The sequence below is a fragment of the Nostoc sp. genome, assembly GCF_036917635.1.
Classification (GTDB): Bacteria; Cyanobacteriota; Cyanobacteriia; order Cyanobacteriales; family Nostocaceae; genus Nostoc.
On the sequence record NZ_JBALCW010000097.1, the window covers coordinates 26,343 to 43,673 of the forward strand.

A 17,331-nucleotide genomic window follows, 5' to 3' on the forward strand; every position below is an offset into this window, starting at 1 on the left:
TTTTGTCTAACCCAATATCTGTAGTCTCTAAAAGACTTGGGTTCCCTAATTTGAACTAATTTTATTTACGGAGATTTTTTTAAAAGAGGGAAGGCTGTGATGTTAATTTAAAATAGGAAATTTACTTCAAAAATCAGCTAAAAACCATAGTGCAGTTAGATTTACCTTGGAACATCAAAAATGTTAGCAGGTAAAAATTCAGCTCTAACTTAAAGCGTGAGGTAACCCCCCTAGTCTCGCAAAAGACCAGAGGGATTATCCAGATTTTAGCTGTCTATCAGGCTATCAATACAAAGTTAACCTTTGTGGGCTAACTTAATATCCATTTTTCTGCAAAATCTCCGGCAAGAGAAACTTCAGAATCAACTGCGGCACTTTTGTGCAGCAATTTTTACCATGAACAACAACTAATCACAATTATGACACTAAGTCTTCGTCAAAATCAAGCTTTAATAAGGCAATTATTTGTAAGCTTTAACGCTTGCAAGAGCGGTTTATTCTACCAACCCAGCGCTACAGCCAAAATTGGGACTGATAATCCAATTATGGCTCAATATAAAATTTGTTTATCTGTTTTCTAGTAAATTCTCAATTCTTGCCAAAATTAGGCGAATAAAATCTTTAAAATCCTAAAAATTGGATTTTAAGACACAAAATCAGCCAATTTAATTTTATTTCTAGGCAAAATAATTTTGCTAATAATGCAAAATTAAGTACCTAGCAAATTTGGTTAGCTAATCTGAGAATTGTACCAATTAATCAATCATCTATGCACTCCAATCAAGATAAATAAACACATCTGGAGATTGCTTGTTTAGCAACGCCTTTATTTGCAGTAAAAGCGGATAGTTATCTTCAAAGCAACATAGGTGCATAGAAAGCATAGATAAAAATTTTAATTTTTGTAGCGTGTTCTAGGAGGTGAGTTAACTGCTATATCTATATTTAATTTATTTCCAAACATGAATCTATTTGCATTCAAGTATCAATCCATTTACACCATCGTTTTGATTTGAGCGAGGAAATCCTCAAATGAGTTTTTGATTGAAAAAAATTTAAAAATAAATGCAGAGGTGACAATATAGAAGGAAAGAAATATTAATGCAAACCCTAGTTGTGGGTAGAAAGCGCACTAATATAACAAAACAAAATTTGTATTAAGATGCGTAGCACAAAATACAAAAGAGCTAGTGCAATCTCTGGCTCTACCCAAATAGAAAAACCTGCTGCGTAGGCGGGTATCCTCACCTAAGTGGACTGGGATCATCTGGCGTCGAATCCCACGCTTAAAAATGTAGCTTGCTCCTGTCTGCTGAATAATATATCCAATACTGCAATGTTGGAGAGAATGGAAATTTTTCACGAACTTGAATGTAAGAAACATCCACTATTATTGCTCACTTGCAAATCTAACTTAGTTGATTGCAAGCACTACAACGAGTCAGCATTTGCATATTTGTAATTTAGTTACTAATATTTTTAAATCCTAATTTCCCTCAGATATAAGGGAATAAATAAAAATTTTATAAAAATATTGGAATAACTAAAAATATATGCTACTAAAAGTAAAATAGTTGTTATATCATCATTTGAAGACATAGATAAATAAGGATGAACAAGCATTTTTAGAATCAGATTACAGCAAAAATATGTCCCGGATATTGAGTGTATCGATGCCAAGAATAGAAGTCAAATAGGCTTTTATCCAGGCTTTTAGGCTTTAATGCCTGAAATTTAATAATTAAAAATTTACTGTAATTTACTTTTTTGCTTATTAACAGAAACGTAAATTACAGACAGTATTCCTTAATACATTTTTCAGATAACTAAATCTATATCAGTAGAGGTATTTATGAAATTTTTTTAAATATTGTGTTGACTTATAAGAAAATTAGCTATATTCTAAATCCATCAAACACAAACGAAAATTATATCTAATTTGTAGAATCGGGGAAACAGATATAAATTAATTTAGACGGCAACCAACCAACCAACCAACTTTAATCTGCAAAGAATAAATCAGGATTTCTAACTTGATTTATGTTTTTAGATTAAAATCCATCATTTAAATGTTTGTTAATCAACAGGATATAGTGAGATCAACTCAGGATATTTAGAAAATAAAATAGTCTTCTTGACATCATGCGATCGCCCTAAGTTGATGCAGATTAAAGATAATATCTGGCTGCAAAATATAACTGTAATTGAATAGAGGTATATCGATGAGTGTTTATTCCAACAGCTTGATAACTCCGCATCAGTTTTCAACGTTAGTTGAATTGCTGATTTATAGAGCAAAAAATCAGTCTGAGCAGAAAGCTTATACTTTTTTACAAAGTATAGAGAAAGAAGCAGCATCGTTGACTTATGGAGAATTACATCTGCAAGCACAAGCGATCGCAGCTAATCTCCAGGCTCTAAATCTTGTCGGTGAACGGGCTTTGCTGCTATATCAACCCGGTTTAGATTTTATTGCTGCTTTCTTTGGATGTTTATATGCAGGCGTTGTTGCAGTTCCGGCATATCCACCCAGACGAAATCAAAAATTGTCCAGGTTGCAGGCAATGACAGCAGATGCCGATGCCAAGATTGTACTTACTTCTAAATCTCTTTTAGATAACCTGCAAACTAGCTTCAATCAAGAGGATCTAAAAATTTCTGAATTGCATTGGCTAGCTACCGATGAGTTGAGTAACGATGTTGCAGTTGCATGGCAACCGCAAGAATTGACCGATAATACCTTAGCTTTCCTCCAGTACACATCCGGCTCTACAGGGACACCAAAGGGGGTGATGATCACTCATGGGAATCTCCTGCATAACGAGCGGATGATCGAGAAAGCCTTCGGACATACAGACAAAACTATCGTTGTTGGTTGGTTGCCTGTTTTCCATGACATGGGACTAATTGGAAATGTCTTGCAACCCCTATATTTAGGGGTTCCTTGCATTCTGATGTCTCCAGTAGAGTTTCTCCAAAAACCAATTCGTTGGTTGCAAGCAATATCTCACTACAAAGCTACAACTAGTGGTGGGCCAAACTTTGCTTACGATCTTTGCATTCGCAAGGTGACACCCGAACAGTTAGCAACTCTCGATCTCAGCAGTTGGGAGGTTGCTTTTACCGGTGCTGAACCCATCCGGGCTGAAACCTTAGAGCAGTTTGCTTCTACTTTTGCACCTTGTGGGTTTCGTAAAGAAGCATTTTATCCCTGCTACGGTATGGCAGAAACCACTCTGATAGTAAGCGGGGGTGAGAAAACAGCTTTACCAATCACTTGCAACGTAGATAAAGCAGCATTAGAGCAAAACCTAATTGTCAAGCAGCATAAGAGTCGGGGAGATATCCAGACAATAGTAGGTTGTGGGCAAAGTCCTTTTGATCAGAAGGTGATAGTTGTTGATCCCCAATCTTTAAGGATGTGTGCACCTGAGCAAGTCGGGGAAATCTGGGTAGCAGGGCCGAGTGTTGCTCAAGGTTATTGGAATCAACCCCAAGAGACAGAAAAGACTTTCTATGCCTATTTAGCAGATACAGATATAAGCGATGGTGAAACCTCAATCCCATTTTTCCGCACTGGAGACTTAGGATTTTTGCAAGATGGAGAGTTGTTTATCACAGGCAGAGTCAAAGATGTAATTATCATCAGAGGGCAAAATCATTATCCACAAGATATTGAACTGACTGTTGAAAAGAGCCATCCAGCCCTGAAACCTGCTTCAGGAGCAGCATTTTCCATCGATTTCAAGGGTTCCGAGCGACTAGTTATTGTTCAAGAGGTAGAGCGCAGTTACTTACGTAAGTTAAACGTTCAAGAAATTCTTGGAAATGTAAGACAAGCAGTGATTGCACAGCATGGACTAGATATATTTGCTACGGTACTGATCAAGACTGGAAGTATTCCCAAAACCTCTAGTGGCAAAATTCGCCGTCAAGCTTGTCGAACTGCATTTAATGCTGGCACCTTGGATGTCATGGAGGATTGGAGTGAAAATCCTCAGAACAAAGCTAAGTTTAAGGATCTAGAAGCAGAGGTTGATTCTGTTTTAAGGCAGTTAACACCTACTAACCACCCATAAATAGCAATCAAATTATCCACTAAATAGCAGACATACAAGATGAGTTTTGTTAAATCCCTTCAGAGGCAAAAAGAAGCGATCCCAAATAAATACCTGCAAACTTTTTAAAGGTTTATCTATAGGTAGTTAAATTAAAAACTATCAAGCATTTCCAACAGATGACTTGCAGTAGTGGCAGATAGCTCCAAATACCGGGATCATTTATCTTCTAGAGTTTTTTAGCTTGGTTTTGAATGTAAATATCCCTAAAAGAGCTAGCTATGGTTGCAGTCAAAAATTGAACAGATTTCATTTGATTGTTGAAACATTTACACAGACAAGGAGTTAAACCATGACAATGCAGAATCTTGAATTGGATACCACATCTACAGTTGCACCCAAGCAGATCCCAACAGCAGTAGAGATTCAAGCATGGATAGTCTCTTATCTAGCTGACTTGTTAGAAGTCGATTCAGATGAAATCGAAGTCACAATTCCTTTTGACCGCTATGGTTTAGATTCTTCAGCAGCAGTCGGTTTAACAGGTGACTTAGAAGATTGGTTGGGATGTGAACTTGATCCAACCTTACTATATGATTACCCAACTGTTGAGGCTCTAGTTAAGCATTTAGTCTCAGAGTTAAAAACTGAAAAATAATCTCAACTATCTTCATATTTAGTGTCATTCAGGAGAAAATCATGGTAACTACAAACAAGACTCTCGAATCGTTAGGAGTGCAGGAGCCAACTCACTTCCATCGCATTGAAAAAACTTACCAAAATAATCAAGACTCAGATTATACTGAGAAACTCAAAGAACTGGGTAATGAATTTAATTACGCCAAAAACAGCAATTATTATTGGAGCAAACCCGACCTTTCGCTTCTCTATGGGACTCCTCTTTATGATGCTGCTTCTGAAACCCAAAAACTAGCGCTTAATCATCTTTATTGGGTGGGAAATTATAACCATACTGCTGTCAGCGAAGCCAGTACAAGTATCTACAACATGGTTACGTCTGGTGTTTTTCGGGCGGTTGGTGGTTACGAAACACTTTGTGATGAACTTGACTTTGAAACCGATCAAGAAAGCTACCACATTCGGGCCTTTCAAAAGATTGGTTACAAAACAAAAATGGGTATTGTTGGGAAAACCATATTAGGTAATTCCCTCTATAACAAAACCGGAAAAGACAATAATAATTGGCTGAGTCTTTTGGTTCCGCAACCTGTTCGAGAGTATTTCACCTCTAGTCAAGGAAGTTCTCCCTTTTCGATACAGCGAGATAATACCTTAAGTGCGATCGCTAAGACAATGTTGAGCGACAAAAAAGAGTATTATTCGCAGTATTTGAGAAATTTAGAAGAAAAAGGTCAGCCAATTCCCGCGCCAGCAGATGGACTAGCAGGGCGAATCGCACCCCGCTACTGGCTACGGTTTTATACTGTTCACTGGGGTATGTCGCCGTTTATGGCATGTCAGTACTATTCCTTGCGCTACACGGCTAATGCAATTCTCAAAAATCAAGAATATCCCTATGTCAGATATTACCGAGAGTTAGAGCAAAAAGGCGAGTATATTCCCACCCCAACAGCTGTTTCTTATAACCACTTATTGGATGAGGCTTTCCATACCACCATCTCTCAAACCATTGCCAGAGATATGTATAAGGATTTTCCGAAACCAACTGCTTACGAGAAATTTATCTCTGGTTTGATAGTTTATCAAATCCAACGTAACCTTTTGAGCGGACTTTCTGGAGTCTTACCTGGTCGTTGTGTTTACGATGATCCGATGTTAATGCTCTTTTACTACAAGCTTTTGAAGTCTCCTCTATTCAACATGGAAACAAAAGAAGCACTCAATTGGATGGAAAAGTGCTTCTGTCAAGACCACGAAGGTTATCAAACTGGGCTGAAATATCATCACAGTCTTTTGGAATTGATGCGGAGATTATTTAGCCGCCTAGACTATCAGTGGTCTGTGAACCGTGAGATGGGGATCATGGCTGCTGGAGGCTCAATTGAGAAAGCACTTCCAATCAATACTCGCGTCTTTAAAGAATTCTCAAAATCGGTTTTAGCTCAAGAAAGTTAAAGCAATATCTAAGGGAATTCCAAATAAAAAATATCCCAATTTCTGTGTGTTCTCTGTGTTCTCGGCGTCTCTGCGGTTTGTTTATTTGGGTAATTTATTTCTTGGAAATCCCTAATTCGTAATTCGTAATTGAATTCTTAACTACGAATTGGTAATTATTTAAAGAGGGGCATAGTATTTTGATGGAACCCATAGCAATTGTTGGCATTGGTTGCCGTTTTCCCAAAGCGAAAAATCCTGAATCATTTTGGCATCTTTTGCGTGATGGAGTCGATGCGATCGCCCAAGTACCACCAGAACGATGGGATATAAACGCCTTTTATGAATCTAAGGCAGCGACACCAGGAAAAATGAGTTCCCGTTCCGGCGGTTTTTTAGACCAGGTAGATTTATTTGATCCCAGCTTTTTTGGAATTTCTGACCGCGAGGCAGAACACATGGACCCCCAACAAAGATTGGTGTTGGAGGTAGCTTGGGAAGCTTTAGAAAATACTGGACTTTTACCAAAAACTCTCGCGGGTAGCCCAACTGGGGTGTTCATTGGTGTTACCAACGCCGACTATCACAAACTTATTTACAAAAATTCTTCCCAGATCGGGGCATATAGTGCTACGGGTACAACCCCTTGCATTGCCGCCAATCGTTTATCCTATTTGCTGAATCTGCGTGGGCCAAGTATGGCCATAGATACAGCTTGTTCTTCCTCATTAGTATCAATTCATTTAGCTTGTCAGAGTTTACGGAATAGAGAGTCTAATCTTTGCCTCGCTGGAGGAGTTAACTTGATGTTGGCTCCCGAACCTGGGATCTCTTGCTCCCAAGCTCAAATGATGGCTCCTGACGGTCGCTGCAAAACCTTTGACGCTAGTGCTGATGGTTATAGCAGAGGAGAAGGTTGTGGGATCGTCGTGCTAAAGCGTCTAGAAGATGCTCTGCGTGATGGAGACAACATTTTGGCGCTGATTAGAGGTTCAGCAATCAACCAAGATGGTACGAGCAATGGATTGACAGCCCCGAATGGCCCTTCCCAGCAAGCAGTTATTCGTCAAGCTTTGGAACAGGCGGGAGTAGCTCCAGCCCAAATTAGCTATGTGGAAGCTCACGGCACTGGCACTTCTTTAGGAGATCCAATTGAGGTAAAATCCCTCAAAGCCGTACTGATGGAAGGTCGTTCCCCAGAGCAACCCTGTTGGATTGGCTCAGTCAAGACCAATATTGGACACTTGGAAGGTGCGGCTGGGATGGCTGGGCTGATCAAGGTGGTCTTGCAAATGCAACAACGGGAAATTGCCCCCCATCTGCACCTCAAGCAACTTAATCCTTATATTTCTCTGCAAGGAACACCCTTTAACATCCCGGTTGAGCTACAGCCTTGGTCTTGGTCTTACCCTGGAAGTCGTTTGGCAGGGGTCAGTGCTTTTAGCTTTGGTGGCACCAATTGCCACATAATTTTAGAAGAAGCCCCGATCGCTACTTCAATTACCAGCCAAGCCGAACGCCCCCAACAGATCCTCACCTTATCGGCAAAAACTGCTCCGGCTCTGACGGAATTAGCTAAAGATTATCAAGATTTCTTCGCCTCTCATCCAGAAGTATCTTTGGCGGATGCCTGTTTCAGTGCCAATACAGGGCGATCGCATTTTGAGCATCGTCTAGCTGTTGTGAGTGAATCGGCTGAACAAATGTGTCAGCAATTGAGTGCTTTTGCGGCGGGAGAAGATGCTCCCGGTTTGAAGAGTCAGCAATTAACTAAAAAGAAGTTACCGAAGCTAGCATTTTTATTCACCGGTCAGGGATCGCAGTATGTCGGTATGGGTCGTCAACTCTACGATACTCAACCGATTTTTAAACAAGCGATTGACAAATGCGCCGAAATTCTGCATCCCTATCTTAAACAGCCTTTACTTGAGATTCTCTATCCCGAAGCGGGCAAAACTTCGCCTTTAGATGAAACTGCTTACACTCAACCAGCCTTGTTTGCTGTTGAATATGCTCTGTTTCAGTTATGGCAATCCTGGGGAATCAAGCCTGATGCAGTCATGGGGCATAGCGTCGGTGAATATGCCGCCGCTTGTGTTGCCGGGATATTTAGTTTAGAAGATGGTCTAAAGCTGATTGCTGAACGCGCTCGTTTGATGCAAGCGTTGCCCCAAGGTGGGGAAATGGTGGCGGTAATTGCCTCGGAAGCTTTGGTAACTTCAATTATTCAACCTTATGACCAAGTAACCATAGCTGCGATTAATGGCCCGAAGAATATTGTAATTTCTGGCGATCGCCACGCGATCGAAATAGTCACCAAGATTTTCCGCGCACAAGGAATCACCACCAAAAAGTTACAAGTTTCTCATGCCTTCCACTCTCCCTTAATGGAGCCAATGTTAGGTGAGTTTGAGCAAGTAGCAAAAAGTATTACCTACTCTTTACCTAAAATTAGCTTAATTTCCAATCTCACTGGTCAACCAATTACAGATGAAATCGCTACCCCTGAATATTGGTGCAATCATGTCCGCCAGCCAGTACGATTTGCAGACAGTATGGAGGCGGTGTATCAAAGGGGTTACAAGATATTTGTCGAGATCGGCCCCAAGCCAATATTAATGGGAATGGGTCGTTATTGTTTACCAGAGGGAGAGGGAGTTTGGCTGCCTAGCTTGCGTCCGGGGCGTGAAGATTGGCAACAAATTCTTGAGAGCTTGGCGGTATTGTACATTAGTGGGGCGATCGTAGACTGGAATAGCTTTGATCAAAACTATGCCCGTCATCAAGTAGTGTTACCAAATTATCCGTTTCAACGCCAACGCTACTGGTTTGAACAAGTTAATCATCAGGATTCAAAAATAGAATCTTCATCCCCAGATCGCATCCAAACTAAAATCTTTGATCTCTTGCATCAGGGGGACACTGAACAACTAGTTAAATACTTACAAAGTGCAACACAATTTTCCCCAGAAGAAATCAAAGTACTCCCCAAACTGTTAGAAATATTAGCCAAACAACATCAACATCAACTAACAGCAACATCCTACAAAGATTGGCTCTATGAAGTCAGTTGGCAGCCCAAGCCACGGCAGTTGACAAAAATCAGCGCTCAAGAACCTGGTAGCTGGATGATTTTCGCTGACGGATGGGGTGTTGGAGAAGCCCTAGCACATCTTTTACAAGAGCGGGGTGAAAGTTGTTTTCTGGTCTATCCTGGGAACAGCTATCAAGTTCAACAGCCGGGAACTTGGAGGATTAATCCATCAAAACCAGCCGATTTTGAGCGACTTTTCCAAGAGGTAGTCGGAACTAACAACTTACCGTTAAGGGGAGTTGTTCACCTGTGGAGTTTAGAAGCCGGATTAGGTTCAGAATTAACCATCCCTTTAATAGAAAAGATTCAGGTTCTTGGTTGTGCTAGTACCCTGCATTTAGTACAAGCTCTGGCCTCGCGCCTCGCCTCGCCCCGTTTGTGGTTAGTAACCAGGGGAGCAGTACCAGCAGTACCCTCATTAGTATCACCAGCCCAAGCTTCTTTGTGGGGATTGGGTAAAGTTATTGCTTTAGAGCATCCCAAGTTATGGGGCGGATTACTAGATTTAGCTGCTGATGCTCCCGCAGATGAAGCAGTAAATTTGTTAGCAGAGATTTCGGATTCTCAAGGGGAAGACCAAATTGCCTTCCGTCAAGGACAGCGTTATGTGGCTCGCCTGATCCGTAGCGAAGTTAGTGAGGCTGGTTCAATATCTCTGCAATCCGATAGGACATATTTGGTTACTGGAGGATTGGGAGCTTTAGGTTTAAAAGTAGCGCAATGGATGGTAGAGCGAGGGGCGCGGCACTTAATGCTGACTGGACGCAAACAGCCATCTGCTGAAGTCCTGCAAACGATCGCTCAGATGGAAAATCTGGGAGCTAAGGTAGCGATCGCCACTGCTGATGTCGCTCAATGGAGTGATATGGTCAGAGTATTCGAGTCGATTAAAACCTCGATGCCGCCTTTGGGAGGAATTATACACGCTGCTGGGATGTTACAAGATGGCATTCTTCGACAACAGGAGTGGAAATCCTTCGAGCAAGTTATGGCAGCCAAGGTGAAAGGAACTTGGATTCTGCACAGCTTGAGTCAACAGTTACAACTAGATTTCTTTGTCACATTTTCCTCGGCGGCGGCGTTATTAGGTTCGCCAGGTCAAGGAAATTATGCCGCGGCCAATGCTTTTATGGATGCCTTAGTGGGTTATCGCCGAGGATCGGGATTGCCAGGATTGAGCATCAACTGGGGACTTTGGAAAGATGCCGGCATGGCGACAAATCTGGCAAACCGCGACCAAGCCAGATTAGCGGCTCAAGGGATGGAGTCAATACCACTAGAGCAGGGATTGCAAATATTAGGAGATTTGCTCGGACAAAATCGAACCCAGGTAGGAGTATTACCAGTCAACTGGTCGAAATTCCGCGAACAATTTGGTGAAGGTGTGGTTTCACCGTTTCTAGAATCTTTCATTGCCATAGAGAAAAAACCATCATTGCCGCGAACAAAATTTTTAGAACAGTTAGAAAAAACTCCTGTTAATGAGCGGCAAACTGTTTTATTTACTCACCTCCAAAGTGAACTTGTTAAACTTTTAGGGATTGATTCATCGGAATTAGATCCACAACAAGGTTTTCTCGATCTCGGCATGGATTCTCTGATGGCGGTGGAGTTGAAGAACCGTTTGGAAAGTACTCTAAGTTGTTCTTTACCTGCAACTTTAGTTTTTGATTATCCCACACTCGAAACCCTTGTAGATTATTTACTTCAAGAAGCGATACCTTCCATAAGCTTTCCTGCGGAACGCTGCGCGAACGCTAACGCAGCATTTTCTGATGAATCTGCTGTGGAGTCAGAAAAAACCAACTATCAGCAGCAAGAGCAAGCTGAAACTGAATATATAGACGATTTATCGGACAGCGAAGCCGAAGCACTGTTACTTGGTAGATTAGACAGCATGAGGTACTGAAGAAATGAATTCAGAACAAGAAAAGACTATATCACCCATCAAGCGGGCGCTTCGAGCGATTGAAGACCTGCAAGCCAAAGTTAACCAGTTGGAATACGCCAAACGAGAACCAATTGCAATTATTGGCATGGGTTGCCGATTTCCCGGTGCTGAGAATCCAGAGGCATTCTGGCAACTGTTACGCAACGGAGTTGATGCCATAACTGAAGTTCCGGCCGATCGCTGGGATTTGGAAAAATTATATGATCCAGATCCTGATGCTCCTGGCAAGGTATGTACCACCAAAGGCGGTTTTTTGACTCAGGTAGATGGCTTTAACCCAGAATTTTTTGGGATTTCAGCTAGGGAAGCCGCAAGTATAGATCCTCAACAACGGCTGTTACTAGAAGTTGGTTGGGAGGCTTTAGAAAATGCAACTCTTGCACCAGAGCATATATATAACAGTTTGACAGGAGTGTTTATCGGCATTTACCTGAATGATTACAGCAAGGTAATGTCGGCAATGGGAGACTCAACCCAAATCGACGCTTTTAGTGCGATCGGTAACTCCTTGAGCGTAGCGGCTGGGCGTTTGTCGTATATTTTGGGGCTAAAAGGCCCAAGTATGGCGATCGATACTTCTTGTTCTTCTTCATTAGTTTCAGTACATTTAGCTTGTCAAAGTTTGCGTCTGGGAGAATGCAATTTAGCTTTAGCTGGCGGAGTTGGTTTAAATCTCGTCCCAGATACCAGCATTGCTCTCTCCAAGTCACACATGCTAAATCCTAACGGTCGCTGTCAAACCTTTGATGCTGCTGCTAATGGCTTTGTGAAAGGTGAAGGGTGTGGAGTTGTCGTCTTGAAGCGTCTCAAAGATGCTTTAGCTGACGGCGACAACATCTTAGCCTTGGTTCGGGGTTCTGCGGTGAACCACAATGGACGTAGTAGTAGCTTGATTGCTCCCAATGGGATGTCTCAGCAAGCTACCATTCGCCAAGCTTTAGAAAATAGTGGTGTAGACTCAGCCCAGATTGACTATGTAGAGGTTCAGGGTACGGGGACATCAGTTGGAGAACCGATTGAGGTGGCAGCTTTGGGGGCAGTTTTTGGTAAAAATCGTTCCGAAGCCAAACCTTTAGTTATTGGTTCAGTAAAAACCAATATTGGTCACTTAGAACCCGCTTCGGGGATAGCCAGTTTAATTAAGGTAGTGCTAGCTCTGCAACATGGGGAAATTCCACCCCATCTGCACTTTCAGCAGCCTAATCCTCACATCAAATGGGATGAATTAAGCTTAAAAGTTCCCACAGAGCGAATGCCCTGGTCTGTAGGAGGAAAGCGGCGACTGGCGGGAGTGAATACCTTTGGCTTTAGCGGCACCAATGCTCACGTAATCGTCGAAGAAGCGCCGATTTCCGAAGCAGCGCCAAGATTAATAGAACGCCCCCTACACCTACTGGCACTATCAGCCAAGACAGACGAAGCCTTAATCGAGTTAGCCGAAAAGTATGAAAAACATTTGGCTGCTAACCCAGACTTAGCTTTAGGAGATATCTGCTTTAGTGCTAATAACGGGCGATCGCACTTTCAGCATCGGTTAAGTGTGGTAGCATCTTCATCTAGCGAACTTTATGAAAAGCTAGCCGCCTTCAGCGCTGGTCAAGAAGTAGCAGGATTATTTAAAGGAAAAGTCGCAGGTTCTCCGAAAATAGCCTTTATTTTCACAAATTTTAGCTCCCAGAATTTAGGAATGGGGCGTAAACTCTACGAAACTCAACCTACCTTCCGGGCTGCACTCGACCATTGCGATCAAATCCTCCGTACTTACATAGAGCAACCATTACTAGAGATACTTGCCTCTGCATCTGCTCCTGCCCTCTTCTCCCTAGAATATGCCCTTTTCCAATTATGGAAATCTTGGGGTATACAACCCACCACAGTTATGGGGAACAATATCGGCAAATACGTTGCGGCCTGTGTAGCTGGAGTTTTCAGCTTGGAAGATGGGTTAAAGTTAGTTGTCAAGTCTCAAGAGGATGATTTTCAGCAAATAGCTAGAGAAGTAACCTACTCGCAACCAAAAATTCCCGTAGTTTCTCAGCTAAGTGGTGAAATAGCTACCCCTGAGTATTGGTGTCAGCAAATACGAGAACCTTTGAATGCTGCCAGCGTGAATATTTTAACTCAACAAGGGTACGAAATATTTGTAGAAATAGGTAGCGATCGCTTATCTAAAAATGAAAAAGTTTCGCTTCTGAGTCTGCAACCAGAAAAAGAAGATTGGCAACAGCTACTAGAAACTTTGGGGACATTATATATACATGGGGCAAAAGTAGACTGGTTAGCTTTTGATTTGGATTATTCGCGTCAACGTCTGCAATTACCAACCTATCCTTGGCAGCGAAAGCGCCATTGGTTTGGAGCTAATCGGAATGGGCAAGGGAAAGTTGAAAGTTTGTCCCCGAATCAAACCATTAATCAACCAGATTTTAAACAATTAGTCAAGCAGTTAGAAATGACAGCAGAACTCTCACAAGCAGAGTTGAATTTACTCCCTAGACTGTTTGAGCTATTAGAAAAGCAACACCAGCAGAGCGAAATAGAGGAGGAAACTAACATAACATTGCAGCAGCTAAATCTTCAATCTCTGACAGCAGAAGACATTCAAGCTTGGTTAGTTAGCCAAATTGCCCAAGAACTGGGAGTCAAACCCGATGAAATAAATGTTCGCATACCTTTTGACAGTTATGGTTTAGATTCCGTCCTAGCGATCGGCATTGCTAGTGCTGGTAAACAATACCTTGGACTTAATATGTCTCCACTTTTATTAGTGCATTATCCCACCATAGAGTCACTTTCACAACACTTAGCTAAAGAAGTAGAAGATTCCGAATCAGAAACCTTTGAAATTTAATTAAGTTAAGCATTTATTCCTTTGTTATCTTCTCTTTTTTGCGGTTCGTTCAAAAAATTGACTTTTAGAAAGAACTTTAGCCTTAACTTAACCGGATTGATAGATAATTTCTTGTGAAATCTGACTCTTAAATTCTGTTTAAATAACAACAAAAATGGTGAATCTATGAACGTATCAGAGCTTTTGGAAAACCTGAATCATCAAGGCGTTCAGTTGTGGGCTGATAATGACAAACTGAAAATTAATTCTCCCAAAGGATTATTAACAGCAGAAATCCGCACAGAACTAGCTGAACGCAAAACAGAAATTCTCGCCTTTCTGCAAAAAAGTAACGATGCCGTTAGTGATAGTTCGACAACGCAAGACCTGAGTTTACAAACAATTGGGCGTTTGATTGGTGGTTATTGTCGAAAAATTACAGGCTTTATTCCTCCTGTCATCGATCCAAAAATGATGGCAAATAGACTAAAAGTAACCTTTAGACCTTTGCCTAAAGGTTACAAAGAAGAAGCCGTTTTAGAATTTAGGAAAAAATTAGAAAATAACCTGCAAGAAAACGGAGTTCAGATTCTCTCTTGGGAAGAAGCAACTAAAGAATTTAACTATGAAATTACTATTCCTTTTGTTAATTGGAAAAGGAATATCAAGACAAGGGTGATAAAATCAGGCGTTAACGCCGTCGTAGATGTTGAAAAATTTCCTTCTTTATTTGGGAAAGCAAAGATACTTTTAGCAGAATTATTGTATCGATTATATTCTCATTTTGTTTTCAACAACAACCCGATGTCTGCTTCTAAAATCATGCAATTTATCAGTTGGGCTGAAGAGAGTGTCCAACCAATTGAAGACCCGACAAATACTCAAGCGATCGTTTTAAGCAAACTGAATCCCAAGCTAGTTGATCCAAAAATACCTTATCAGCAAAAAATTCCCATTGGTGTAAATACCCTGATTAAGAATTTTTCAGAAATTGTGATTGGGGTTGATAGCAGCAATATCTCTATCTTAAACATGAATCTTTCCGATTCTGTATTTTCTAAAGATTTGCTTGATGAATTCGTTTCTAAATCTTTAATTCCGAAAATATTTGTCCCAATTCAACCATTACCTTTAAGTCGATTTGAAATTGGAGAATATGACGCCGAAACATCTGTATATGCTGCTCAATTAGTCAAATTGGGTAAAGAGTTAGCATCAACAGACTTACTCCCTTCTGGTTTTAAAATTAACGATGTGATGAAAAGAAAATCTCATCGGGATATTGTAGACTGGATGATCAATGGGAGAACAGGAGTTTCTTACGGCTTTGTTGCTTTCGCCGAACCACCACAATATATAGGTGCTGTAGAAATATCCGAAAGTGAATGGGATAGGTTATCAACCATCGCCGGATTCAGCCCTGATGAACTGCGTCAAAATGAAATTGGTAGAAGGTTTATCAAAACCCAGATTGCAGGAAAATACCTATTTAAACAAATACCAGATATCTGGCTTGCTAGTGCTCGTTCCGGCTCAAATAAAACCAACCTGAATTTAGAAACAGACATATTTAGGATTGGATTACAAGACACATTATTACTCCAGTTGCCAAAAGGACTTGATTCGGCGGCGGGGGAGATCAAACCATCTTATGATATCTATGTGATGGTAGCGATCGCACTGGCTGCTGCTTTATATGCACCAGAGTTAATTCAAAATGGAATGCCAATGGTTCATTTTCACGGATATCCATCAAAAGAGTGGTTGCAACCCGATGAGTATTGCACTGGAGTTCAAAATCCCTCAGTTCCTTGTGGAACTTATGAATCAGGAGTTTTTAATTTCTTAGGTATATACAATCTAGTGAATAAATATGGCAGCAATATTGCCTTAGCCAGTTTGATCGAACCAGATCATGGCACAAATATCATTGCCTCTGACTCGAAATATTTACTAGCCAGAATCAAAACTGGAGTTGAACAGGAACAAATTGAACTGGGTGGGAAACATTTCCCTTCTCTGAAAGAGAACATTGCTATTTCCTAAACTATAGCGGTTCTCAATTGCATGAAATATACACCAATACCCTTGGGTTGAACTTTAGTGTTACCCAACAAACCCTCAAAAATGTTGGGTTTCGTTCCTCAACCCAACCTACTAAACTGTTCACTGTTCAAAGCCTCTCTCCTTTTAGGAGAGAGGTTTGGAGAGAGGTCAAACTGTATTACATCCAAACCAGAAACGCTATAGTACAGCCTTGCGTTACTCGGTTGCTACTGAATCAAAAAGGATTAAGCAATCATGACAATTATTGCAGGTCAGACAGTACTTTTGACAGGAGCCTCACGCGGCATAGGAGTTTTTATTGCTCGTGCTTTGGCAAAAGAAAAGGCAACGATAATTGGTGTTGCGCGATCGCAAAAGGCACTAGATCAAGTAGCGATCGAAGTCAAAGCTTTAGGAGGTCACTGGTTAGGTATTAGCCATGACCTCAGTCAGCTAGAGGATCTGCCAAACCTGATTCAACAAATTAACCAGTTTGCCGGGCCTATTGACATTTTAATCAACAATGCTGGGATAGAGATATACAAAGAATTTCAAGATTATTCTACTGCCGAGTTGCAGTCGATATTAACTATTAACTTGCTCTCCGGGATGGAATTAACTCGTTTGATACTGCCAACGATGTTAGACCAAAATAAAGGTAATATTGTTAATATTGCTTCTCTGGCTGGTAAAAAGGGAAATCCTTATAACAGTGTTTACTCTGCTAGCAAAGCTGGTTTTCTGATGTGGACTGATGCACTCAGACAAGAGTTAGCAAGTAGTGGCGTGAGAGTTTCTGCAATCTGTCCGGGATATGTTTCTGGTGAGGGAATGATTGCCGATACTGGTGTACCCATACCAAAGTTAGCCGGCGCATCTAAACCGGAGGATGTAGCAAAAGCCGTCATTCGCGCTATTAAGCAAAATCAGCCAGAAGTGATTGTCAATCAAGATCCGATAACAGCAAGTATATCAAAGCTGTTAATGGCGTCGTGGCAAATTTTCCCCCGATTTGGAGACACAGTTTATCGCTGGATGGGAGTAGGTAAGCTTAATAAACTCCGAATCGAAAATCAAAAGCGCCAGCCGCCGAATTTTAATGAAAGCAAATCAATGGTAACAGCAACCTCAGACAAAACCACCGAAATCAGAAAATCATAACGAATTAAAATTGGCAAAACTCAGCGCTCCTCTGCGTTTCCCTCAGCGCCCCTCTGCGTTAAAAAAAGCATAAACCTGATATAAAAATCCTTCCTTCTCATACTGAGCAAGATTC

Annotated in this window: 7 protein-coding genes; all 7 read left to right on the forward strand. The window is 41.2% G+C overall.

Annotated features, from left to right (window positions below; all coding sequences use genetic code 11):
• Window positions 1-2,222: 2,222 nt before the first annotated feature.
• Complete coding sequence (locus V7K32_RS23295; RefSeq protein WP_334996393.1) at window positions 2,223-4,079, forward strand: fatty acyl-AMP ligase; 1,857 nt, start codon at window positions 2,223-2,225, stop codon at window positions 4,077-4,079.
• A 331-nt stretch (window positions 4,080-4,410) separates the two neighbouring features.
• Window positions 4,411-4,716, forward strand: coding sequence for an acyl carrier protein (locus V7K32_RS23300; protein ID WP_334996395.1), 306 nt, complete (start codon window positions 4,411-4,413; stop codon window positions 4,714-4,716).
• A 41-nt stretch (window positions 4,717-4,757) separates the two neighbouring features.
• Window positions 4,758-6,155 carry a hypothetical protein gene (locus V7K32_RS23305; protein ID WP_334996397.1) on the forward strand — a complete coding sequence of 466 codons (1,398 nt, stop codon included), beginning with the start codon at window positions 4,758-4,760 and terminating at the stop codon, window positions 6,153-6,155.
• Between the two features lie 182 nt (window positions 6,156-6,337).
• The gene (locus tag V7K32_RS23310; protein ID WP_334996399.1) at window positions 6,338-11,137 is read left to right on the forward strand and encodes a type I polyketide synthase; all 4,800 of its coding nucleotides are present in this window, start codon (window positions 6,338-6,340) and stop codon (window positions 11,135-11,137) included.
• 4 nt (window positions 11,138-11,141) lie between these two features.
• On the forward strand, window positions 11,142-14,030 hold the full coding sequence (locus V7K32_RS23315; RefSeq protein WP_334996401.1) for a type I polyketide synthase: 2,889 nt from the start codon (window positions 11,142-11,144) through the stop codon (window positions 14,028-14,030).
• A 165-nt stretch (window positions 14,031-14,195) separates the two neighbouring features.
• Complete coding sequence (locus V7K32_RS23320) at window positions 14,196-16,055, forward strand: hypothetical protein (protein WP_334996403.1); 1,860 nt, start codon at window positions 14,196-14,198, stop codon at window positions 16,053-16,055.
• A gap of 255 nt (window positions 16,056-16,310) precedes the next feature.
• Complete coding sequence (locus V7K32_RS23325) at window positions 16,311-17,216, forward strand: SDR family NAD(P)-dependent oxidoreductase (RefSeq protein ID WP_334996405.1); 906 nt, start codon at window positions 16,311-16,313, stop codon at window positions 17,214-17,216.
• Window positions 17,217-17,331: the final 115 nt, after the last annotated feature.

What these genes read in the sequence shown, in the direction of transcription:
- V7K32_RS23295 (WP_334996393.1), top strand. Translation starts at nt 2,223, where the DNA reads ATGAGTGTTTATTCCAACAGCTTGATAACTCCGCATCAGTTTTCAACG.
- V7K32_RS23300 (WP_334996395.1), top strand. Translation starts at nt 4,411, where the DNA reads ATGACAATGCAGAATCTTGAATTGGATACCACATCTACAGTTGCACCC.
- V7K32_RS23305 (WP_334996397.1), top strand. Translation starts at nt 4,758, where the DNA reads ATGGTAACTACAAACAAGACTCTCGAATCGTTAGGAGTGCAGGAGCCA.
- V7K32_RS23310 (WP_334996399.1), top strand. Translation starts at nt 6,338, where the DNA reads ATGGAACCCATAGCAATTGTTGGCATTGGTTGCCGTTTTCCCAAAGCG.
- V7K32_RS23315 (WP_334996401.1), top strand. Translation starts at nt 11,142, where the DNA reads ATGAATTCAGAACAAGAAAAGACTATATCACCCATCAAGCGGGCGCTT.
- V7K32_RS23320 (WP_334996403.1), top strand. Translation starts at nt 14,196, where the DNA reads ATGAACGTATCAGAGCTTTTGGAAAACCTGAATCATCAAGGCGTTCAG.
- V7K32_RS23325 (WP_334996405.1), top strand. Translation starts at nt 16,311, where the DNA reads ATGACAATTATTGCAGGTCAGACAGTACTTTTGACAGGAGCCTCACGC.